The sequence below is a fragment of the Prevotella sp. P6B1 genome (assembly GCF_000702825.1).
Classification (GTDB): domain Bacteria; phylum Bacteroidota; class Bacteroidia; order Bacteroidales; family Bacteroidaceae; genus Prevotella.
Genome location: NZ_JNKF01000003.1, coordinates 38,296 through 53,618, shown reverse-complemented (window position 1 = coordinate 53,618; position 15,323 = coordinate 38,296). Strand labels below are relative to the sequence as shown.

At 50.0% G+C, this 15,323-nt stretch carries 10 protein-coding genes; 7 read left to right on the top strand and 3 right to left on the bottom strand.

All coding sequences use genetic code 11. The annotated features are described in order from the left end of the window. The 5 genes from T495_RS15995 to T495_RS0100840 all read left to right on the top strand — a co-directional run. Positions 1-284: hypothetical protein (locus T495_RS15995; protein ID WP_197020315.1), on the top strand; the 284-nt coding region annotated here is incomplete at its 5' end. Continuing rightward, positions 256-474 (top strand): hypothetical protein, encoded by a 219-nt coding sequence (locus tag T495_RS15695; RefSeq protein WP_073046360.1) that lies wholly within the window; start codon positions 256-258, stop codon positions 472-474. The genes T495_RS15995 and T495_RS15695, both read left to right, overlap by 29 nt. Before the next feature lie 49 nt (positions 475-523). After that, positions 524-838, top strand: coding sequence for a hypothetical protein (locus T495_RS0100850; RefSeq protein WP_155993356.1), 315 nt, complete (start codon positions 524-526; stop codon positions 836-838). Between the two features lie 17 nt (positions 839-855). Continuing rightward, a complete protein-coding gene (locus tag T495_RS0100845; protein ID WP_033147274.1) occupies positions 856-1,482 on the top strand; it encodes a hypothetical protein in 627 nt (208 codons plus the stop codon). Continuing rightward, entirely contained in the window at positions 1,479-4,142 is a 2,664-nt protein-coding gene (locus T495_RS0100840) for a BT4734/BF3469 family protein (RefSeq protein WP_033147273.1), read from the top strand. The genes T495_RS0100845 and T495_RS0100840 overlap by 4 nt, the downstream gene beginning before the upstream one ends. Positions 4,143-4,479: 337 nt before the next feature. Here the strand turns inward: T495_RS0100840 and T495_RS0100835 are convergent, their stop codons facing one another. Then, positions 4,480-6,921 (bottom strand): GH36-type glycosyl hydrolase domain-containing protein, encoded by a 2,442-nt coding sequence (locus T495_RS0100835; protein ID WP_033147272.1) that lies wholly within the window; start codon positions 6,919-6,921, stop codon positions 4,480-4,482. Between the two features lie 251 nt (positions 6,922-7,172). Between T495_RS0100835 and T495_RS0100830 the strand changes: the two genes are divergently transcribed. Together T495_RS0100830 and T495_RS0100825 are read left to right on the top strand one after the other, a co-directional pair. Then, positions 7,173-10,445 carry a SusC/RagA family TonB-linked outer membrane protein gene (locus T495_RS0100830; protein WP_033147271.1) on the top strand — a complete coding sequence of 1,091 codons (3,273 nt, stop codon included), beginning with the start codon at positions 7,173-7,175 and terminating at the stop codon, positions 10,443-10,445. Between the two features lie 32 nt (positions 10,446-10,477). Further along, positions 10,478-12,004, top strand: a complete 1,527-nt coding sequence (locus T495_RS0100825) for a RagB/SusD family nutrient uptake outer membrane protein (RefSeq protein ID WP_028902595.1) — start codon at positions 10,478-10,480, stop codon at positions 12,002-12,004. On the opposite strand, the gene T495_RS0100820 is transcribed toward T495_RS0100825, so the two are convergent. Beyond that, positions 11,961-13,148, bottom strand: coding sequence for an NAD(P)/FAD-dependent oxidoreductase (locus T495_RS0100820; protein ID WP_033147270.1), 1,188 nt, complete (start codon positions 13,146-13,148; stop codon positions 11,961-11,963). The genes T495_RS0100825 and T495_RS0100820 overlap by 44 nt on opposite strands. Then, complete coding sequence (locus tag T495_RS0100815) at positions 13,145-15,226, bottom strand: acetate--CoA ligase family protein (RefSeq protein ID WP_028902597.1); 2,082 nt, start codon at positions 15,224-15,226, stop codon at positions 13,145-13,147. Before T495_RS0100815 ends, T495_RS0100820 begins: the two co-directional genes overlap by 4 nt. Between the last annotated feature and the right edge of the window lie 97 nt (positions 15,227-15,323).

Sequence of the window (15,323 nt, the reverse complement as noted above, 5' to 3'; positions counted from 1 at the left end):
AGTTCCTGGTTAAGGCATTGCGACGCAAGCTAAGTCCAGAGTTGGTTAACCTGCTGATAGAGCAGATGCTGGGCTTTAACGAGTGGATGCAGCAGGAGATGGCCTACGACTTTGAACTGTTTATCAGAGAACATGAGGTTCGCACCACGGGATGCCCATCGGTGGATTATGTGCTGGATGTGTGCTATACGTGGATAGCTGCCGAACTGAAAGAACTGAAACCGAACAATAAGAAAAAGAAAGGAAAACCGAAGCATGAAGAACCTTTACGGTATAGAAATTAAGTGCTGCTGTGCATCGTGCGAGCATAAGGTGATAGACTACGAAGGGGAGCGCACCTGCAAGCTGATGGGACTGAAAGTACAACAAACTTTTAAATGCAGCAAGTGGCAGATAAGCTACGGTATGAGCAAAGCCGGAAGTGCTCAAGGTGTAGTACGCCACATCATAACTAAAGAGATAATCATAGATTAGTAACTAACCGAGTCAATGGGCCCAACGACTCACTAAAAACAAAAGAATTATGCGAAAATACATTGAGATTAACGAAGAGGTGCTTAAAAGCATCATGGAAGGAAAGTTTGTGCAGGGTTCATTGCACTATAACGAGCAGGCCAAGCGTATCGACTTTAACCACTATAAGCGTAAGAAACGCTTAAAGGATAAGGTAATAGCTATCCTGGAGCACGGCTGGCTGAAAGAGAGCCCTAAGAGAGTGAAGTACTACATCTCGCTGAAGAAATCCATCGGAACAGCGCGTATGATAGCTGCCATGGAACGTGAAAACCGCGTGGCCAGCAGTCATCTGATGGATCGTGAGATAGTAGATAGAGTTTAACTTAAAAATTGGAATACATGGAAAAGAATTTAGTAGTAGTATATGAATCGGAGGTGGGAACACCTTTCGTAGTGAAGCCTGTTGGTAATCAAGTGTTACTGCTGTCGCCTGGTATGGAACTGACAAGGCTTGATGTGAGAGAACAGAACTGGAACAATCCTGTTGGTATGCGCCCTCTCGAAGGCGAGAGTAGATTCTGCTACTTAGGCATGACTGGCGAGGAGGTGAGTGGCGAAACCATGTTTGCATTCTTAATCAAGCTGTTTGATGCGGATTGTTACGATAAGAGCAACTATAAGATACTGTTGGATACGTTCACGCTATGGGGTATCAGCTGCCCCTATGAGCCTTTGAATGTGAGGATTCTTCTTTATAAAAGAGAGAAAGACTCACTAACGAAGTACCATTTTATGGGCCACAATTTTAATGATTATATGTGTGGTAGTAGTGTAAATATGGCAATACTCTTGGGCGAAACGTTGCAGCTGATTGCTATGACAGGATTGTTCCCCGAGATAAATATCGAGGTGAGACAAGGCGATTTGGAATCCTACGAGTATGGGGGGGTAGAAACCATGCTTTCGGAAATGCTGGAGGATTATAAGTCGATAAGTTTGAACTTTATAAAAAAGGAGGTTGAATGAGTTTTTGTTATCAAGAAAATACACATTTCTCTCAGGCTGCTCAGTGCAGCCGAGAGAACTTCTGGAAAGAGATAAAAAAGAGCTCTACCAGATGGAAGATTGAAAGCCGCAGAAGCATACTGGAGGCTGTGGCCAAGCAAGACGAGGCTGCCATTAATAAATGGCTGAAGAATGAGGACTACCAGAAGTTCCTGGCTAAGAAGTGCAGCATGAAAAAGGAGGCTGCCAAGCAGAAGTTTATGGCTAAAAGCAACGAGGAGAAGTTGCTGGCCTATGCTCAGGAACTGAAGGATAACCTAACAGCCTTTATCTTCAGTTGTCGCGAATTTGATGCGAATGTAACGGCTAAAGGAACACCTTTCAGACATCGTAGATTGGCTGGCTGTCATCTGAACGGATTGGTGATGCTGGATATTGATCATGTAGAGAACCCCATGGAAGTGTGGGAGAAGCTACAGCAGAACGAGACGCTGATGGCAATCACCAAGATGGTACATATTACCAGCTCGAAGAAAGGTGTGCGCATTGTGTTTGCCGGCAATGCAAAGATTGGAAACCTTGCAGATAACCAGATTTGGTTTGTAAATGCCCTTGGTGGCTATAAACCCGATGCATCGTGCATCGATGCCACCCGAAACTCTTTTGCTCCCTTAGAGGAGGATATTCTATACATTGCTGACTCAATATTTGATTATTATGACGAAGAATTTGACAAGAAATACACAGCTGATTATCGCGCCAAAAAGACGCAACCCTTACATTATAAATTTCCTGTTGGCGATGGCACTGACAGCAGTAGTAACCCTGAAACTTCTGTTGTGGCCCACCAAGATGGCCAGCAAGCAGCTGAGCAGAGTGGGGACCTGGATAATCATGAAGTGGAAATAAAGTGGCGAGGGTATGATATACAGCGTATTATTGATGAGCGCTATCGTGCAAAGCTGCCCTGTGCAGACGATAGTAACAGACACAACGAGAGTCTTAAACTGGCAAGCGACCTGCTGGTACTGTTTGATGGCGACCGAAAGCTGGTGCAGCGGATACTGGAACGACAATCGTGGGTGCAGGAGATCATCGCGGAGCGCGACGAGAACGTGGCACAGACGGTGGCGTCGGCTGCAGAACGCATGTCGGAGCGCGAAAAGAAGTACCTCACCCAATGCCCCTCAAAGGCTATGCAGGAGGCAATTCTGCAAGCGTGCGGCCTGTCATGGAAACAAATCACGCAGGTCGAAGCGACCGACGCCGCCACCATAGGCGAGGAAGAGATAGATTGCTGGCTGCTGGACTGGGGCGAGAAGATCGAGGCGCTGTTTCCTTATTATCCTGCGCTGCAGGATGCCTGCAAGGGATTGAAGCGCAGCCAGTATCCTGCTGCGTTGATAGTATCAGGAGCCCTGATGATGACGTTGATGACACGTTGTACGTACCGCTTTTATCATCGCCCCTCAAAACTGCGACGCTTGAATGCATCGGCATTGATTATCGGCGATCCTGCTAGTGGAAAATCGTTCGCCACCCGCCTGTACGAGTTCTTAGCAGCGCCCATTGTGGCAGCTGACAAACTGGGCAAGGACACCATCAATCGCTACCGTGAGGAGATGAAGACCAAGGGTGCCAACAAAGAGAAACCTAAGAAACCTAAGGTTGTGGTGCGTGTTCACCCCTCGCGAACTAGTAATGCCCAGTTTATTCAGGACATGGTGAATGCTGTGGAGAATGTGGATGGGCGCGACATGCAGCTACACATGCTCACTTTCGATACCGAGCTCGACAACACCCTCGCCGTGCAGAAGGGTGGTAGCTGGATTGACAAGCAGAACCTGGAGCTGAAAGCTTTCCACAATGAGGAGGATGGTCAGGCGTACTCGAACATGGATTCTATCATGCAGGATTTTAACGTGACTTGGAACTACGTTTATACCGGTACGCCCATCGCACTCAAAAAGAAGGTGAACGAACAGAACTTCGGTTCTGGATTGGCAACCCGATTAACCTGCATCCCTCTGCCCAGCACGCACTTTGAAATGATGGACTTGGATGAAGAGGTAGATGAAGACAGCGACAATCGCCTGCTGGAATGGGCCAAGAAGCTGGATAAAACCAAGGGTGAACTATCCATTAAACGCATTGTTCGAACGATGTACGACTGGACGGCACGCCGCATGGCCGACGCCAAGGACAACGAGAGCAAGGCCGACGAGATGCTGCTGAAGCGCTGCGCCTACCACGGAATCAACTACTCGGCGCCCTTTATCGTGATGCGCCACTGGGGCGAGCTGCACCAAGAGGGTGAGTACTGGTGCGGTGAGTTTGAGACGGACGAGATCGACGACCAGTTGGCTGAGTTGATTGTGAACATTCAGTTCGCCTGTCAGCGCCACTACTTCGGATCATTAGCTGAGAAGTATTTCGACGATAAGTTGCGTGATGCATCAACCAATCGTCGCCATCATCAGCGAACGATTGAGGACTTTAACAGACTGCCCGAGGAATTCTCAATCGATGATGTGATCAAGGGCCTCCGCATGAATGTGAATACGGCTCGCTCGAAAGTAAAGCGTTTGTTGAAAGACGGTGCTGTAGAGAAGTGTGGTGAGTATGTGGAGAATGGTGTTTGTAAGCATCGCTACAAGAAAAGAGCCGTGCTTGTGTTCTAACGGTGGTGCAATGGTGCAATAGTGCATTTTGAAAAGTGAAAAAGTAAAAAGGTAAAAAAGCATGGAACCTATAGTACAGTTGAACAGTAAAGCAAATCTCTCCGAGCATTTGGCTTCGCCGAGTGAGGCTACGCTCGACAATTCAAGCAAGCTTGATTGCGCTCACTTATCGCCTCACTTTGTGCTCGGGGAGTTCACCAGGAGCAAATATCCTGGTTGCACTTTGCAGTGAGGCCGAAAGAAAACAGAAGAAAGGTTGCATTTATTATTGTTTAAAACAATAATCCCCGCTCAGTGATGGGCGGGGATTTGTTTGTATAGATGTATGTAATCCTGATTACATCGTAACCTCTACTACGTGCTTGCCGGGAGCGTAGGGGATAACGGTGCCATCGACGGGCTGGCCATCGAGGGTGATGCTCTTCACACCCTTCTGGGCGCCGTTAGGATGGATGGTAATCTCGTAGTCGGCATCGCGGAACTTGCGGCTTACGGTGTAGTCGGTTGCTGTCTCAGGCAGACAGGGATCAATGCGGATACCATCGTAGTCGGGCTTGATACCGAGGATGAACTCTGATACGGTGTACCACATCCAAGCGGCGGTACCTGTGAGCCATGAGTTCTTACCCTCGCCTGGCTTGAAGGCGTCCTTACCGGCTACCATCTGACAGTTGACGTAAGGCTCCACCTTATGTAGTGTCTGGTATTTCTCCTCCACATACGAGGGGAGAATCTTGGCATAGTGGCTCCAGGCATCGTTACCACGACCTGCGATACACTCGCCGATGATGACCCAAGGATTGTTGTGGCAGAAGATACCTGCATTCTCCTTGTAGCCCTCGGGGTATGAAGAAATCTCACCATACTCGTAGATGTACTTGGTGAAGGCGGGATTGTTGAGTACCATACCGTGCTCGCACTCCAGGTACTTCTTACATGAGTCGAGACTCTTGGCAACCATACCTTCCTCGGCACCAATCTCGGCCATGGTGCACCAGCCCTGGCTCTCGATGAAGATCTTGGCCTCCTCGCACTCGTTGCTACCAATCTTATTGCCATAGAAGTCGTAGGCGCGCAGATACCACTCGCCATCCCAGCCGTGCTTCTTCACTGCCTCGACCATGGCGTCGATGGCCTGCTGCATGCGAGCTGCCTCGGCATCCTTGCCAATCTTCTTGCAGAGGGCTACGTAGTCCTTACCAGTAACCACGAACAGTCCGGCAATCATGAGGCTCTCGGCCTTGGTACCCTCTGATACGTTCTCGGTGGTCTGGAAGCTCTCGTTAGGATCCCATGAGAAGCAGTTCAGGTTCAAGCAGTCGTTCCAGTCGGCACGACCGATGAGTGGCAGCATGTGGGGACCGAGGTTCTTGATGACGTGGTCCATCGAAATCTTCAGGTGCTCGAAGAGTGTTACCTCTGAGCCTGGCTGATTGTCGAATGGTACCATCTCGTCGAGGATTGAGAAGTCGCCTGTCTCCTTGATATAAGCCACGGTACCGAAGATGAGCCAGCAGGGGTCGTCGTTGAATCCACCGCCGATATCATTGTTACCACGCTTGGTGAGGGGCTGGTACTGGTGGTAGCAGCCGCCATCGGGGAACTGTGTCGAGGCGATATCGATGATGCGCTGACGGGCGCGTGATGGTATCTGGTGAACGAAGCCCACGAGATCCTGGTTGGAGTCGCGGAAGCCCATGCCACGTCCGATGCCGCTCTCGAAGAACGAGGCGGAACGCGAGAAGTTGAAGGTGACCATACACTGGTACTGGTTCCAGATGTTCACCATGCGGTCGAGCTTGTCGTTGCCTGTCTTCACCTTATATATATTGAGCAGAGCATCCCAGTACTCGCACAGCTCGGCAAAGGCCTTGTCAACTTTTTCGGTAGTGTCGAGCTCAGCGATGAGGGCGTGTGCCTTGTCCTTGTTGATAACCTGAGGTGCAGAGAATTTCTCCTCCTGCTTATTCTCGATATAGCCGAGGAGGAACACAAAGTCCTTGCTCTCGCCTGGCTGCAGGGTTACCTCGATATAGTGCGAGGCGATGGGGCTCCAGCCGTGGGCGTGGCTGTTGCGTGGCTTGCCGTCCATCACTACCTGTGGGTCGGCAAACTCGTTGTAGAGGCCTACGAAGGTCTCACGGTCGGTGTCGAATCCCTGAATATCAGCGTTTACGTGATAGAACGCATAGTGGTTGCGGCGCTCGCGATACTCGGTCTTGTGATAGATGGTAGAACCCTCGATTTCAACCTCACCTGTAGAGAAGTTTCGCTGGAAATTCTCCATATCTGTAGCGGCATTCCACAGGCACCACTCCTCGAACGAGAAGAGCTTCAGAGTCTTCACCTCATTGCTCTCGTTCTTCAGGGTAAGTTTCTGAACCTCAGCCCATTTCTTCAATGGTACAAAGAACAGTACGCTGGCTTCAACGCCATTCTTACGGCCTGTGATGCGGGTGTAGCTCATGCCATGACGGCACTCGTAGAAGTCGAGTGGGGTCTTGCAGGGCTTCCAGCCCGGGTTCCACACCGTGTCGCCATCTTTGATGTAGAAATAGCGCCCCCCGTTGTCCATGGGTACGTTGTTGTAGCGATAGCGGGTGATACGGCGGAATTTGGCATCCTTATAGAATGAGTAGCCACCAGCGGTATTAGAGATTAAAGAAAAGAAATCCTCATTGCCCAGGTAGTTGATCCAGGGCCATGGTGTCTGCGGGTCTGTGATGACATACTCACGATGTTGGTCGTCGAAATGACCATAGCGTTTCTGTTGTTCCATGATAAAAATGTGTATTGAGAGTTAGAAAAATACTAAATTGAGACTGCAAAGTTACAAAAATATCTGATACAACATCGGGTCAGAGCATTAAAGCGGCAAAAATGAGCATAATAATACCATATTTTTGAAAAAAATCTTGCAGATGTCAAAATATCTTCGTAACTTTGCCGCCCCATTTCGTGAGGAATGCTTAATTCTGGTTTTAAAAATTGATAGTAATTACTAATATTTATTTATACAGCATTAATTAAATGAAAAGACTCAGTATGATGTTGGCTGGGCTGTTCCTAAGTGTGGGGATGGCGCTGGCACAGACAACGGTTACTGGTACAGTGGTAAGTTATGAGGATAACGAGCCGATTATTGGCGCCACCATTCAGGTGGTTGGTAATGCCAACATTGGTACCATTACCGATTATGATGGTAACTTCACACTCGAAGTACCTGAAGGTATGAAAACACTGCGTATCACCTATGTGGGCATGGAACCACTGGAGGTGGCAGTAAGCACAAAAACTTTAAAGATTCAGTTGAGAAATGATGTACACACCCTCGACGAGGTAGTGGTTGTGGCCTACGGTACACAGAAGAAGACATCGCTTACCGGATCGATTCAGGAGGTGAAGAGCGAGGCCATTGAGCTGCGTCCTACCACTTCGGTAGCTTCGGCACTCGAAGGAACAGTGACCGGTGTACAGGTGAACAGCAGTGTTGGTGCACCTGGTTCCGATCCAAGTATCCGCATTCGTGGCGTGGGAACCGTGAATGGTAGCACAAGTCCGCTGTACATTCTGGATGGTGTGCCCTATAATGGTAACATCAGCGACCTGAACCCTCAGGACATCGAGAGCATGTCGGTACTGAAGGATGCTGCATCAGCCGCCCTCTATGGTAACCGTGCCTCGAACGGTGTTATCCTGATTACCACCAAGAAGGGTAAGCAGGGTAAGATGAACGTAACCCTGGACATTAAGCAGGGTACCTACAGCCGTGGTATCTCTGAGTACGATCGCTTGGGTGCTCGCGAGTGGATGGAGGCTCAGTGGCTGAACATGAAGAATAATAAGATGACCACAGGTGCCGATGCTGCTACCGCTGCTACCTACGCATCAGAGCATCTGATTGAGGACCGCGTGCTGCTCAACATATTCAATAAGGCCGACAACGCCTTGTTTGACGCCAATGGCAAGATGGTGAGCGATGCCCAGATGCTGGGTACCTACGGTGAGGATCTGGACTGGTACAAGCAGACCATCCGTAACGGCTACCGCCAGGAATACAACTTTAATGTGAATGGCGCCAGTGAGAAGAGCGACTACCTGATTTCGCTGGGTTATCTCGATGAGCAGGGCTATCTGAAGACTTCGGGCTTCGACCGTCTCTCAGCCCGATTGACAACCAATGTTAATCCCGCTCCTTGGTTCAAGGCTGGACTGAATATCAACGCCACCCACCAGAACTTTGATTCTACCTATGGTACGGGTGATGCCTACAGTAACCCCTTCAACTTCTGTCGTAAGATTTCGCCCGTATATCCTGTACATGCGCATAACATATATACTGGTGAGTATTATCTGGACAAATACGGAAACAAGCAGTACGACAGCGGTTCGTATACAGATGATAACGGGCAGGTAATGGCTACACGTAACCAGTATCAGAATCGTCATGTGATCTGGGAGAATGAGCTGAATCAGGATAAGACCACACGTAACACCGTGAATGGTATTGCCTACGCTAACTTTATACTGCCTTACAACTTCACTTTTACGTTGAAGGGTAACCTGAACCTGCGCAACAGCTCGGAGAGTGCTTACGATAGCGCTGTGATTGGCGATGGTAAGGGTAACAACGGTCGTGGTCGTCGTCGCGACTATCGCTATAAGAACTACGCATTCCAGCAGCAGCTGCACTGGAACCATGAGTATGGTGTACACTCTATCGACGCCCTGCTGGCTCATGAGAACTACGACTATACCGTAAACGAGCTTTATGTTACTAAGAATACTGAGATTGAGCCAGGCTTGAACAACTTGATCAACTTTGCTGAGCCTGTGATATCGAGAGACTACAACGAGACCTATCACACAGAATCGTATCTGGGACGTGTGCGCTATGGTTACGACAGTCGTTATAACATCGAGTTCTCGTTCCGTCGCGATGGTTCATCACGCTTCTCAAAGAAATCCCGTTGGGGTAACTTCTGGAGCACTGGTGCCAACTGGGTAGTATCGAACGAGAAGTGGATGAAGGAGTACCGCTGGGTGAACTACCTGAAGGTGCGTGCCGACTATGGTGAGGTAGGTAACGACTCTGGTTCGGACTACTATGGCTATATGGCCTTGTATAATCCTGCTCTGAACGACCACAAGGGTGCCTTCTACAATGCACAGCTGCCTAACGAGGACCTGAAGTGGGAGACCGGACAGTCGTGGGGTATCGCCATCGAGGGTCGCCTGCTGAACAAACTGAACTTCAGCGTGGAGTACTTCGATAAGCGCAATAAGGACCTGATCTTTAATGTTTATAATCCCCTCTCAGCAGGTGCTACCAGCACTTCTTCGGCAGAGAGTGTGGTTACCAGAAACCTGGGTACCATCTCGAACCATGGTGTAGAGCTCTCGGCTGATATGGACGTGCTGAAGACCAAGGAGTGGAAACTGAACGTGGGTGCCAGCATTACCTTCGAGAAGAATAAGGTGGTAAAGCTGCCTGAGCAGAATAAGGGTGGTATCATCGATGGTACCAAGAAGATTGTTGAGGGCATGGATCGCTATCAGTTCTATACCTACACCTGGGAGGGTATCAACACCAAGAACGGTTTCTCACTGTATAAGTTTAACGATGACGACTACTTCTTCACACTCGACGGCACTACCTATGGTAATACCGAAGGAACCCAGATTAAGGGTAGTAACTTGAATGCCGTAGTTGTGATCGACGGTGTGCCTTACTCGTATCTTACTACCTATGGTAAGCGCGAGTTCCAGGGGTCGGCCATGCCTACTGCCTTTGGTAGCTTTAACTTCAGCGTTAACTACAAGGATTTCCAGCTCTACACATTGTTTACCTATCAGTTGGGCGGCAAGATTATGGACAGCAACTACCAGACACTGATGACCTCGGGTGGTACGCCAACATCGCTGCACAAGGATGTACTGAAGGGGTGGACCAGCGAGCAGGCTACTGACCACGACGCTATCGATCGTAATGGTGTGCCCATGCTGAGCGATTCACCACAGATTGTGAGTGGTCTGGAGGCAGACTTGAACAGCACCTCTTCGCGTTGGCTGACCAGCGCCAGCTATCTGATTCTGAAGAACGTAAACCTCTCGTACAACCTGCCAAAGGATCTGGTGCGTAAGGCAGGCATGGAGAACGTGATGGTGACACTGACTTGCGAGAACCTGTTTACGCTGGCTGCTCGTAAGGGATTGAGTCCACAGATGAGCTTCAATGGTACTCAGTCGGCTACCTTCGTGACATCTCGTGTATTCTCAGCGGGCGTGAACGTGAAATTCTAAAGGTAAAAAGGTAAAAAAGTAAAAAGAAAATTATGAGAAAGTATTTATATATTTGTATCGCTGCACTGGGGCTTAGCGCTTGTTCGAGCGATTATCTGGATACCACTCCTGAGGCTCAGAAGGATAAAGAAAAAGTACTGGGTACTACCGAGAATATCGAACTGGCTGTGAACGGACTGTGCAAGGCTATGTCGTCACAGTATTTGAGCACACAGGGTCTGAACGGCGAGGGCACCATCCTGAACTGGTACGGCACATTCAATGGTAACGATGCCCAGAAGTGCGCTAATACCGGTTGGGCTAACGTATGGAACAACAACTACCACCTGCGTCCTACCTCGACTTATACCGTTTATCCTTGGTTCTACTATTATAAGCTGGTGAGCAATGCCAATGCCATTATCTGCCATGTGGATGATGCAGAAGGCACAGAGGCCGATAAGGCTTTCCTGAAGGCTCAGGCACTTACTTTCCGTGCTTACTCATTCTTCCGCCTGGCTCAGCTCTACACCTATCGCTGGAGCGACTATCAGGGCGACACCGATGGTATCGTGCTGCGTATCGACGAGAGTCTGGGTGCCCAGAAACTCGCTACTCAGGCAGAGACCTACGCTCAGATTTATAAGGACCTGGACGAGGCTATCGCTCTGTACAAAAAGAGTGGTGTAGAGCGCGAGAAGTTCTACCAGCCTGGATTGGATGTGGCTTATGCCATCTATGCCAAGGCCGCACTGAACCGTGAGGACTGGCAGACTGCTGCTACCTATGCCGCTTTGGCTCGTGAAGGCCATGCGCAGATGACGCTTGACGATTATATCAATGGTGGTTTCCATTCTGCGAATGATGAATGGATCTGGGGCGTGTATGAAGATGAATTACAGAACCTGAACTACTATAGTTTCTTTGCTTATATCGGTTGTAACTCGAGCACCACCAACTGTTGCAAGTATCCTGTGGCTATCAGTAAGGAACTGATTGACCAGATTCCTGAAACTGACAAACGCAGATACTTATATCTGGTTCCTACCGATGCTGAGTATGCCGAGTGTAATGCCGCTGGTCGCAGCCAAAAGAGTTTGTATAATCGCGCACGTAAAGACTATCCGGATTGCTTGTATAGCGAATCGCATGTATATGCCTATATGCAGTTTAAGTTTATGGTGGCCTTCTATCCTGGTGGTGGTTCGTTCCCACTCATCCGTTATGCCGAGATGCTGTACACAGAGGCTGAGGCTGACTGTCACCTGAACAAGGAGGCTGAGGCTCAGGAGCTGTTGTATGAGGCTGTGGCCCAGTACGATGATGCCTACACCAAGAGCACCAAGACTGGCGACGAGCTGATGGACGAAATCAAGTTGTATCGCCGCTTCGATCTGTGGGGCGAGGGTAACGACTGGTTCGACTACAAGCGTTGGGGTGACTCCATCGTTCGTAAGACCAATGCTCAGGGTGGTAGCTTCAAGTCAGACTTTGCCGTAACCATCAATCCTGAGGACGGCAATGCCTGGACATGGGTTATCCCTCAGAAGGAGACTGACTACAACGAGCTTGTTGACTAATGGCGCAGGCTACAGTATAAGCGGTGGTCCAAGCGGCCTGGAAATTAAAGCCGCCTGTGATACCATCGATATCGAGCACCTCTCCAGCGAAATAAACGCTGGGGAGGTGCTTGCTTTCTAAGGTGTTGGAATTGACGTTCGCCAAATCGATGCCGCCACAGGTCACAAACTCGTCCTTAAAGGCTGAGCGACCTGCTATCTGGTACTGATCATTGCACAGGGCATTGGTCAGGCGGTTCAGCTCCTTCTGGTTCAGGTTCTGCCAACGGTTCTGGGCACGCTCGCCAAGGGTCTTGGCCACGAGGTAATCCCACAAACGGCTGGGCAGACCAAAAGGACGGATGGTGGCTATCTGCTTCTGTGGATGCTGGGCGATGATGGTGCGCAGCTCCTGCTGGATGTCGGGCTCCTTGAGCGAGGTCCAGTTCACAGCCAAAGGCATCTGATAGTTGTGCCCGTGCAAGTCGCGAGCGGCATAGCTGCTGAGCTTCAGAATGGCTGGTCCGCTCATGCCCCAGTGGGTGATGAGCAGTGGTCCGTTACTACGGAACTTGGTGCCAGGGATAGAGGCTGTGGCATCTTCGACCACGGTGCCCATCAAGGCGCGCAAGGCTTCGTCGTTGATGGTGAAAGTAAAGAGCGAGGGTACGGGCTCGATGGTTGGAACACCAGCCATAGCTGCGGTACCGCCACCTGTGGTGATGACCTTGAAATCGAAATCGCTCAGCTCTTCGAGGCTCTCGATTTTGCGCTGCGTGCGGATGTCGATGTGCTTTCTGCGTGCTTCGGCTAAGAAGAGATTAATGATGGTGTGCGAATCCTGCGAGGCGGGGAATACGCAGTGATCGTCCTGGGTGGTGAGCTTTATCCCGTGGCTTTCAAACCACTGGTAGGCATCACGGTAATCGAAGGTCTTGAAGAGGCGCTTCAATAATCGGTGCCCACGTGGATATACCTGTTGCAGGTCGGTCACACCCTCGAACGAGTTGGTGCAGTTGCATCTGCCACCACCTGACACCTCGACCTTGGCCAGCACCTTCTTCGATTTCTCGAAGATGGTGATGTCCATATCGGGGCACATCTCTTTGAGGTTAACGGCTAAGAAGAATCCAGCCGCCCCTCCGCCTACTATCGCTGTTCTCATTTCTCAATCAGTATTCTTGCGTCGACGGCTACTACGTCGTTCTCGTCAGCCAACAAGGGGTTGATGTCCATCTCTTTGATCTCGATGGCGAAACGCAGCAGGGTAGAGAGTCGTACGATAATCTCGGCAAACTTCTGCTCGTTGATACCCTTCTGTCCGCGTGTACCTTTCAGGATCTTATAACCCTTCAGTGAGTGAATCATCGAGTAGGCCTCGTCGTAACTCAATGGGGCCAGACCGCTTGATACGTCCTTCAGCACCTCGACAAAGATGCCGCCTAAACCGCAGAGGATGACATGGCCGAAACGGTTCTCGTATTTAGCACCGATAAACAGTTCGGTACCCTTCATCATCTTCTGTACCATCACGCCTGTGGCATCCTTGATTTTCATCATACGGTCGAACTCAAGAGCCAGGTGCTCTGGGGTGCGGATGTTCAGGGCCACACCACCCACATCGCTCTTGTGGATAGGACCAACCACCTTGGCCACCACAGGATAGCCTACGTTCTCGGCAAAGGCAATCAGCTCATCCTTCGATGTGCTGACCATCTCGGGTACCAGGGGGATGCCTGCACACGACAGAATGTCGCGTACGGTTTGTGGCGAAACATAACCGTTATCTGTAACACTGCTGATAATCTTATAGAGTCGGGGAAGGTCGATACCATAAAGCTGCACCTCGGGTGGTGCTGGCTTTGGCGTGCGCATGATCTGACTGAGGGCTGTGGCAAGGGTCACCTCGTCGCTGAAGTTCACATGGCCGCGTTTCAGGAATTCTGCCACCTCAGGACCTGCGGTATGCAGACTGGGCAGAACTGGGAAGATAGGTTTCTTACATTCCTTGATTTTCTGATCGAGCACATCGTAGGCCTCGTAGAGCTGGGTGAGTCCTGGGGTGCCGTAGATAACGGCAATGGCGTCGATATTATCAAACTTGTTTTCGCAATAGTCTATCACCATGCCTAATTGCTCAGCTGTTCCTGTGGCTAAGAAATCAATAGGGTTGGCTACCGATGAACCAGGGAAGAGCTTGGACTTCAGTTCCTCGGCTGCTGCTTTTATCTCGTCAGACACATCGCTGGTGAGCGAGGGAACGTTCAGACCGCCTTTCGAAAGGGCATCGGTCAGCATCACACCTGGGCCACCTGCATGGGTGACGATGGCAAAGTTCTTACCCTTCAGTTCTGGAAGCGTAAAGATACAGCCTACGGTGGTCAGCTCCTCGCGCGAGAAGCAACGTACAATGCCTGCCTTGCGGAACAGGGCTTCGACAGCAGAGTCGCTGGAGGCTATGGCACCCGTATGCGACGAGGCGGCACGACTACCACTCTCGCTCGAACCAGCCTTGATGGCAGCAATCCTACAACCCTTGCGGATCAGACTGCTGGCGTGGAATAAGAGCTTGTCGGGGTTCGAAATATTCTCGATATAAAGCAGCTTGACCTTCGAATCTGTTTCGGCATTAAAATGCTCGTCCATATACTGTAGTACATCTTCGATACCAATCTGCTTGCCATTACCAATGCTCCATACGCTGTTGAACTGCAGACCCTTGATGACCGCACTCTCTAAGATGAAAACTGCGGTGGCACCTGAGCCCGAAACAAAATCCACACCCTGAGGGTTCAGGTTGGGAATGGGGAGCGTGAACACGCTATGATGGTTGCGGTTCAGCAGTCCGATACAGTTAGGGCCGATGAGGGCTGCTCCGAACTTCTTGCACGTATCCAGAATGCGCTGCTCTAATGCCGCACCCGCCTTGGTCTCCTCGCCGAATCCGGCTGAGATGATGACAAAGGCACGTACGCCTTTCTCCGCGCACAGATAGTCCACGTAGTCAGGACAGAACTTAGCGGCAACTACCAGCACGGCCAAATCCGTTTCGGGTATGTCCTTTACGTCATGATAGGCTTTGATCCCCTGCACTTCATCTTCCTTGGGGTTTACGATGTGCAGAGGACCATCGAAACCACCATTGATAATATTACGCACGATAGACCCACCGGGCTTATGCACGTTGTTAGAGCCGCCTATGACGACGATGCTCTTCGGATTCAATAATTGTTGGTTAATCATAGGTGCAAAGTTACAAAAATATCTTCAAACGAAAATCAAAGATAATATAATAATTCATAATTTCCAAAGGAAATTGGAAAATAATCGCTACCTTTGC

Coding starts and splice junctions, on each gene's coding strand:
- T495_RS15695 (WP_073046360.1), top strand. CDS start 256: ATGAAGAACCTTTACGGTATAGAAATTAAGTGCTGCTGTGCATCGTGC.
- T495_RS0100850 (WP_155993356.1), top strand. CDS start 524: ATGCGAAAATACATTGAGATTAACGAAGAGGTGCTTAAAAGCATCATG.
- T495_RS0100845 (WP_033147274.1), top strand. CDS start 856: ATGGAAAAGAATTTAGTAGTAGTATATGAATCGGAGGTGGGAACACCT.
- T495_RS0100840 (WP_033147273.1), top strand. CDS start 1,479: ATGAGTTTTTGTTATCAAGAAAATACACATTTCTCTCAGGCTGCTCAG.
- T495_RS0100835 (WP_033147272.1), bottom strand. CDS start 6,921: ATGGAACAACAGAAACGCTATGGTCATTTCGACGACCAACATCGTGAG.
- T495_RS0100830 (WP_033147271.1), top strand. CDS start 7,173: ATGAAAAGACTCAGTATGATGTTGGCTGGGCTGTTCCTAAGTGTGGGG.
- T495_RS0100825 (WP_028902595.1), top strand. CDS start 10,478: ATGAGAAAGTATTTATATATTTGTATCGCTGCACTGGGGCTTAGCGCT.
- T495_RS0100820 (WP_033147270.1), bottom strand. CDS start 13,148: ATGAGAACAGCGATAGTAGGCGGAGGGGCGGCTGGATTCTTCTTAGCC.
- T495_RS0100815 (WP_028902597.1), bottom strand. CDS start 15,226: ATGATTAACCAACAATTATTGAATCCGAAGAGCATCGTCGTCATAGGC.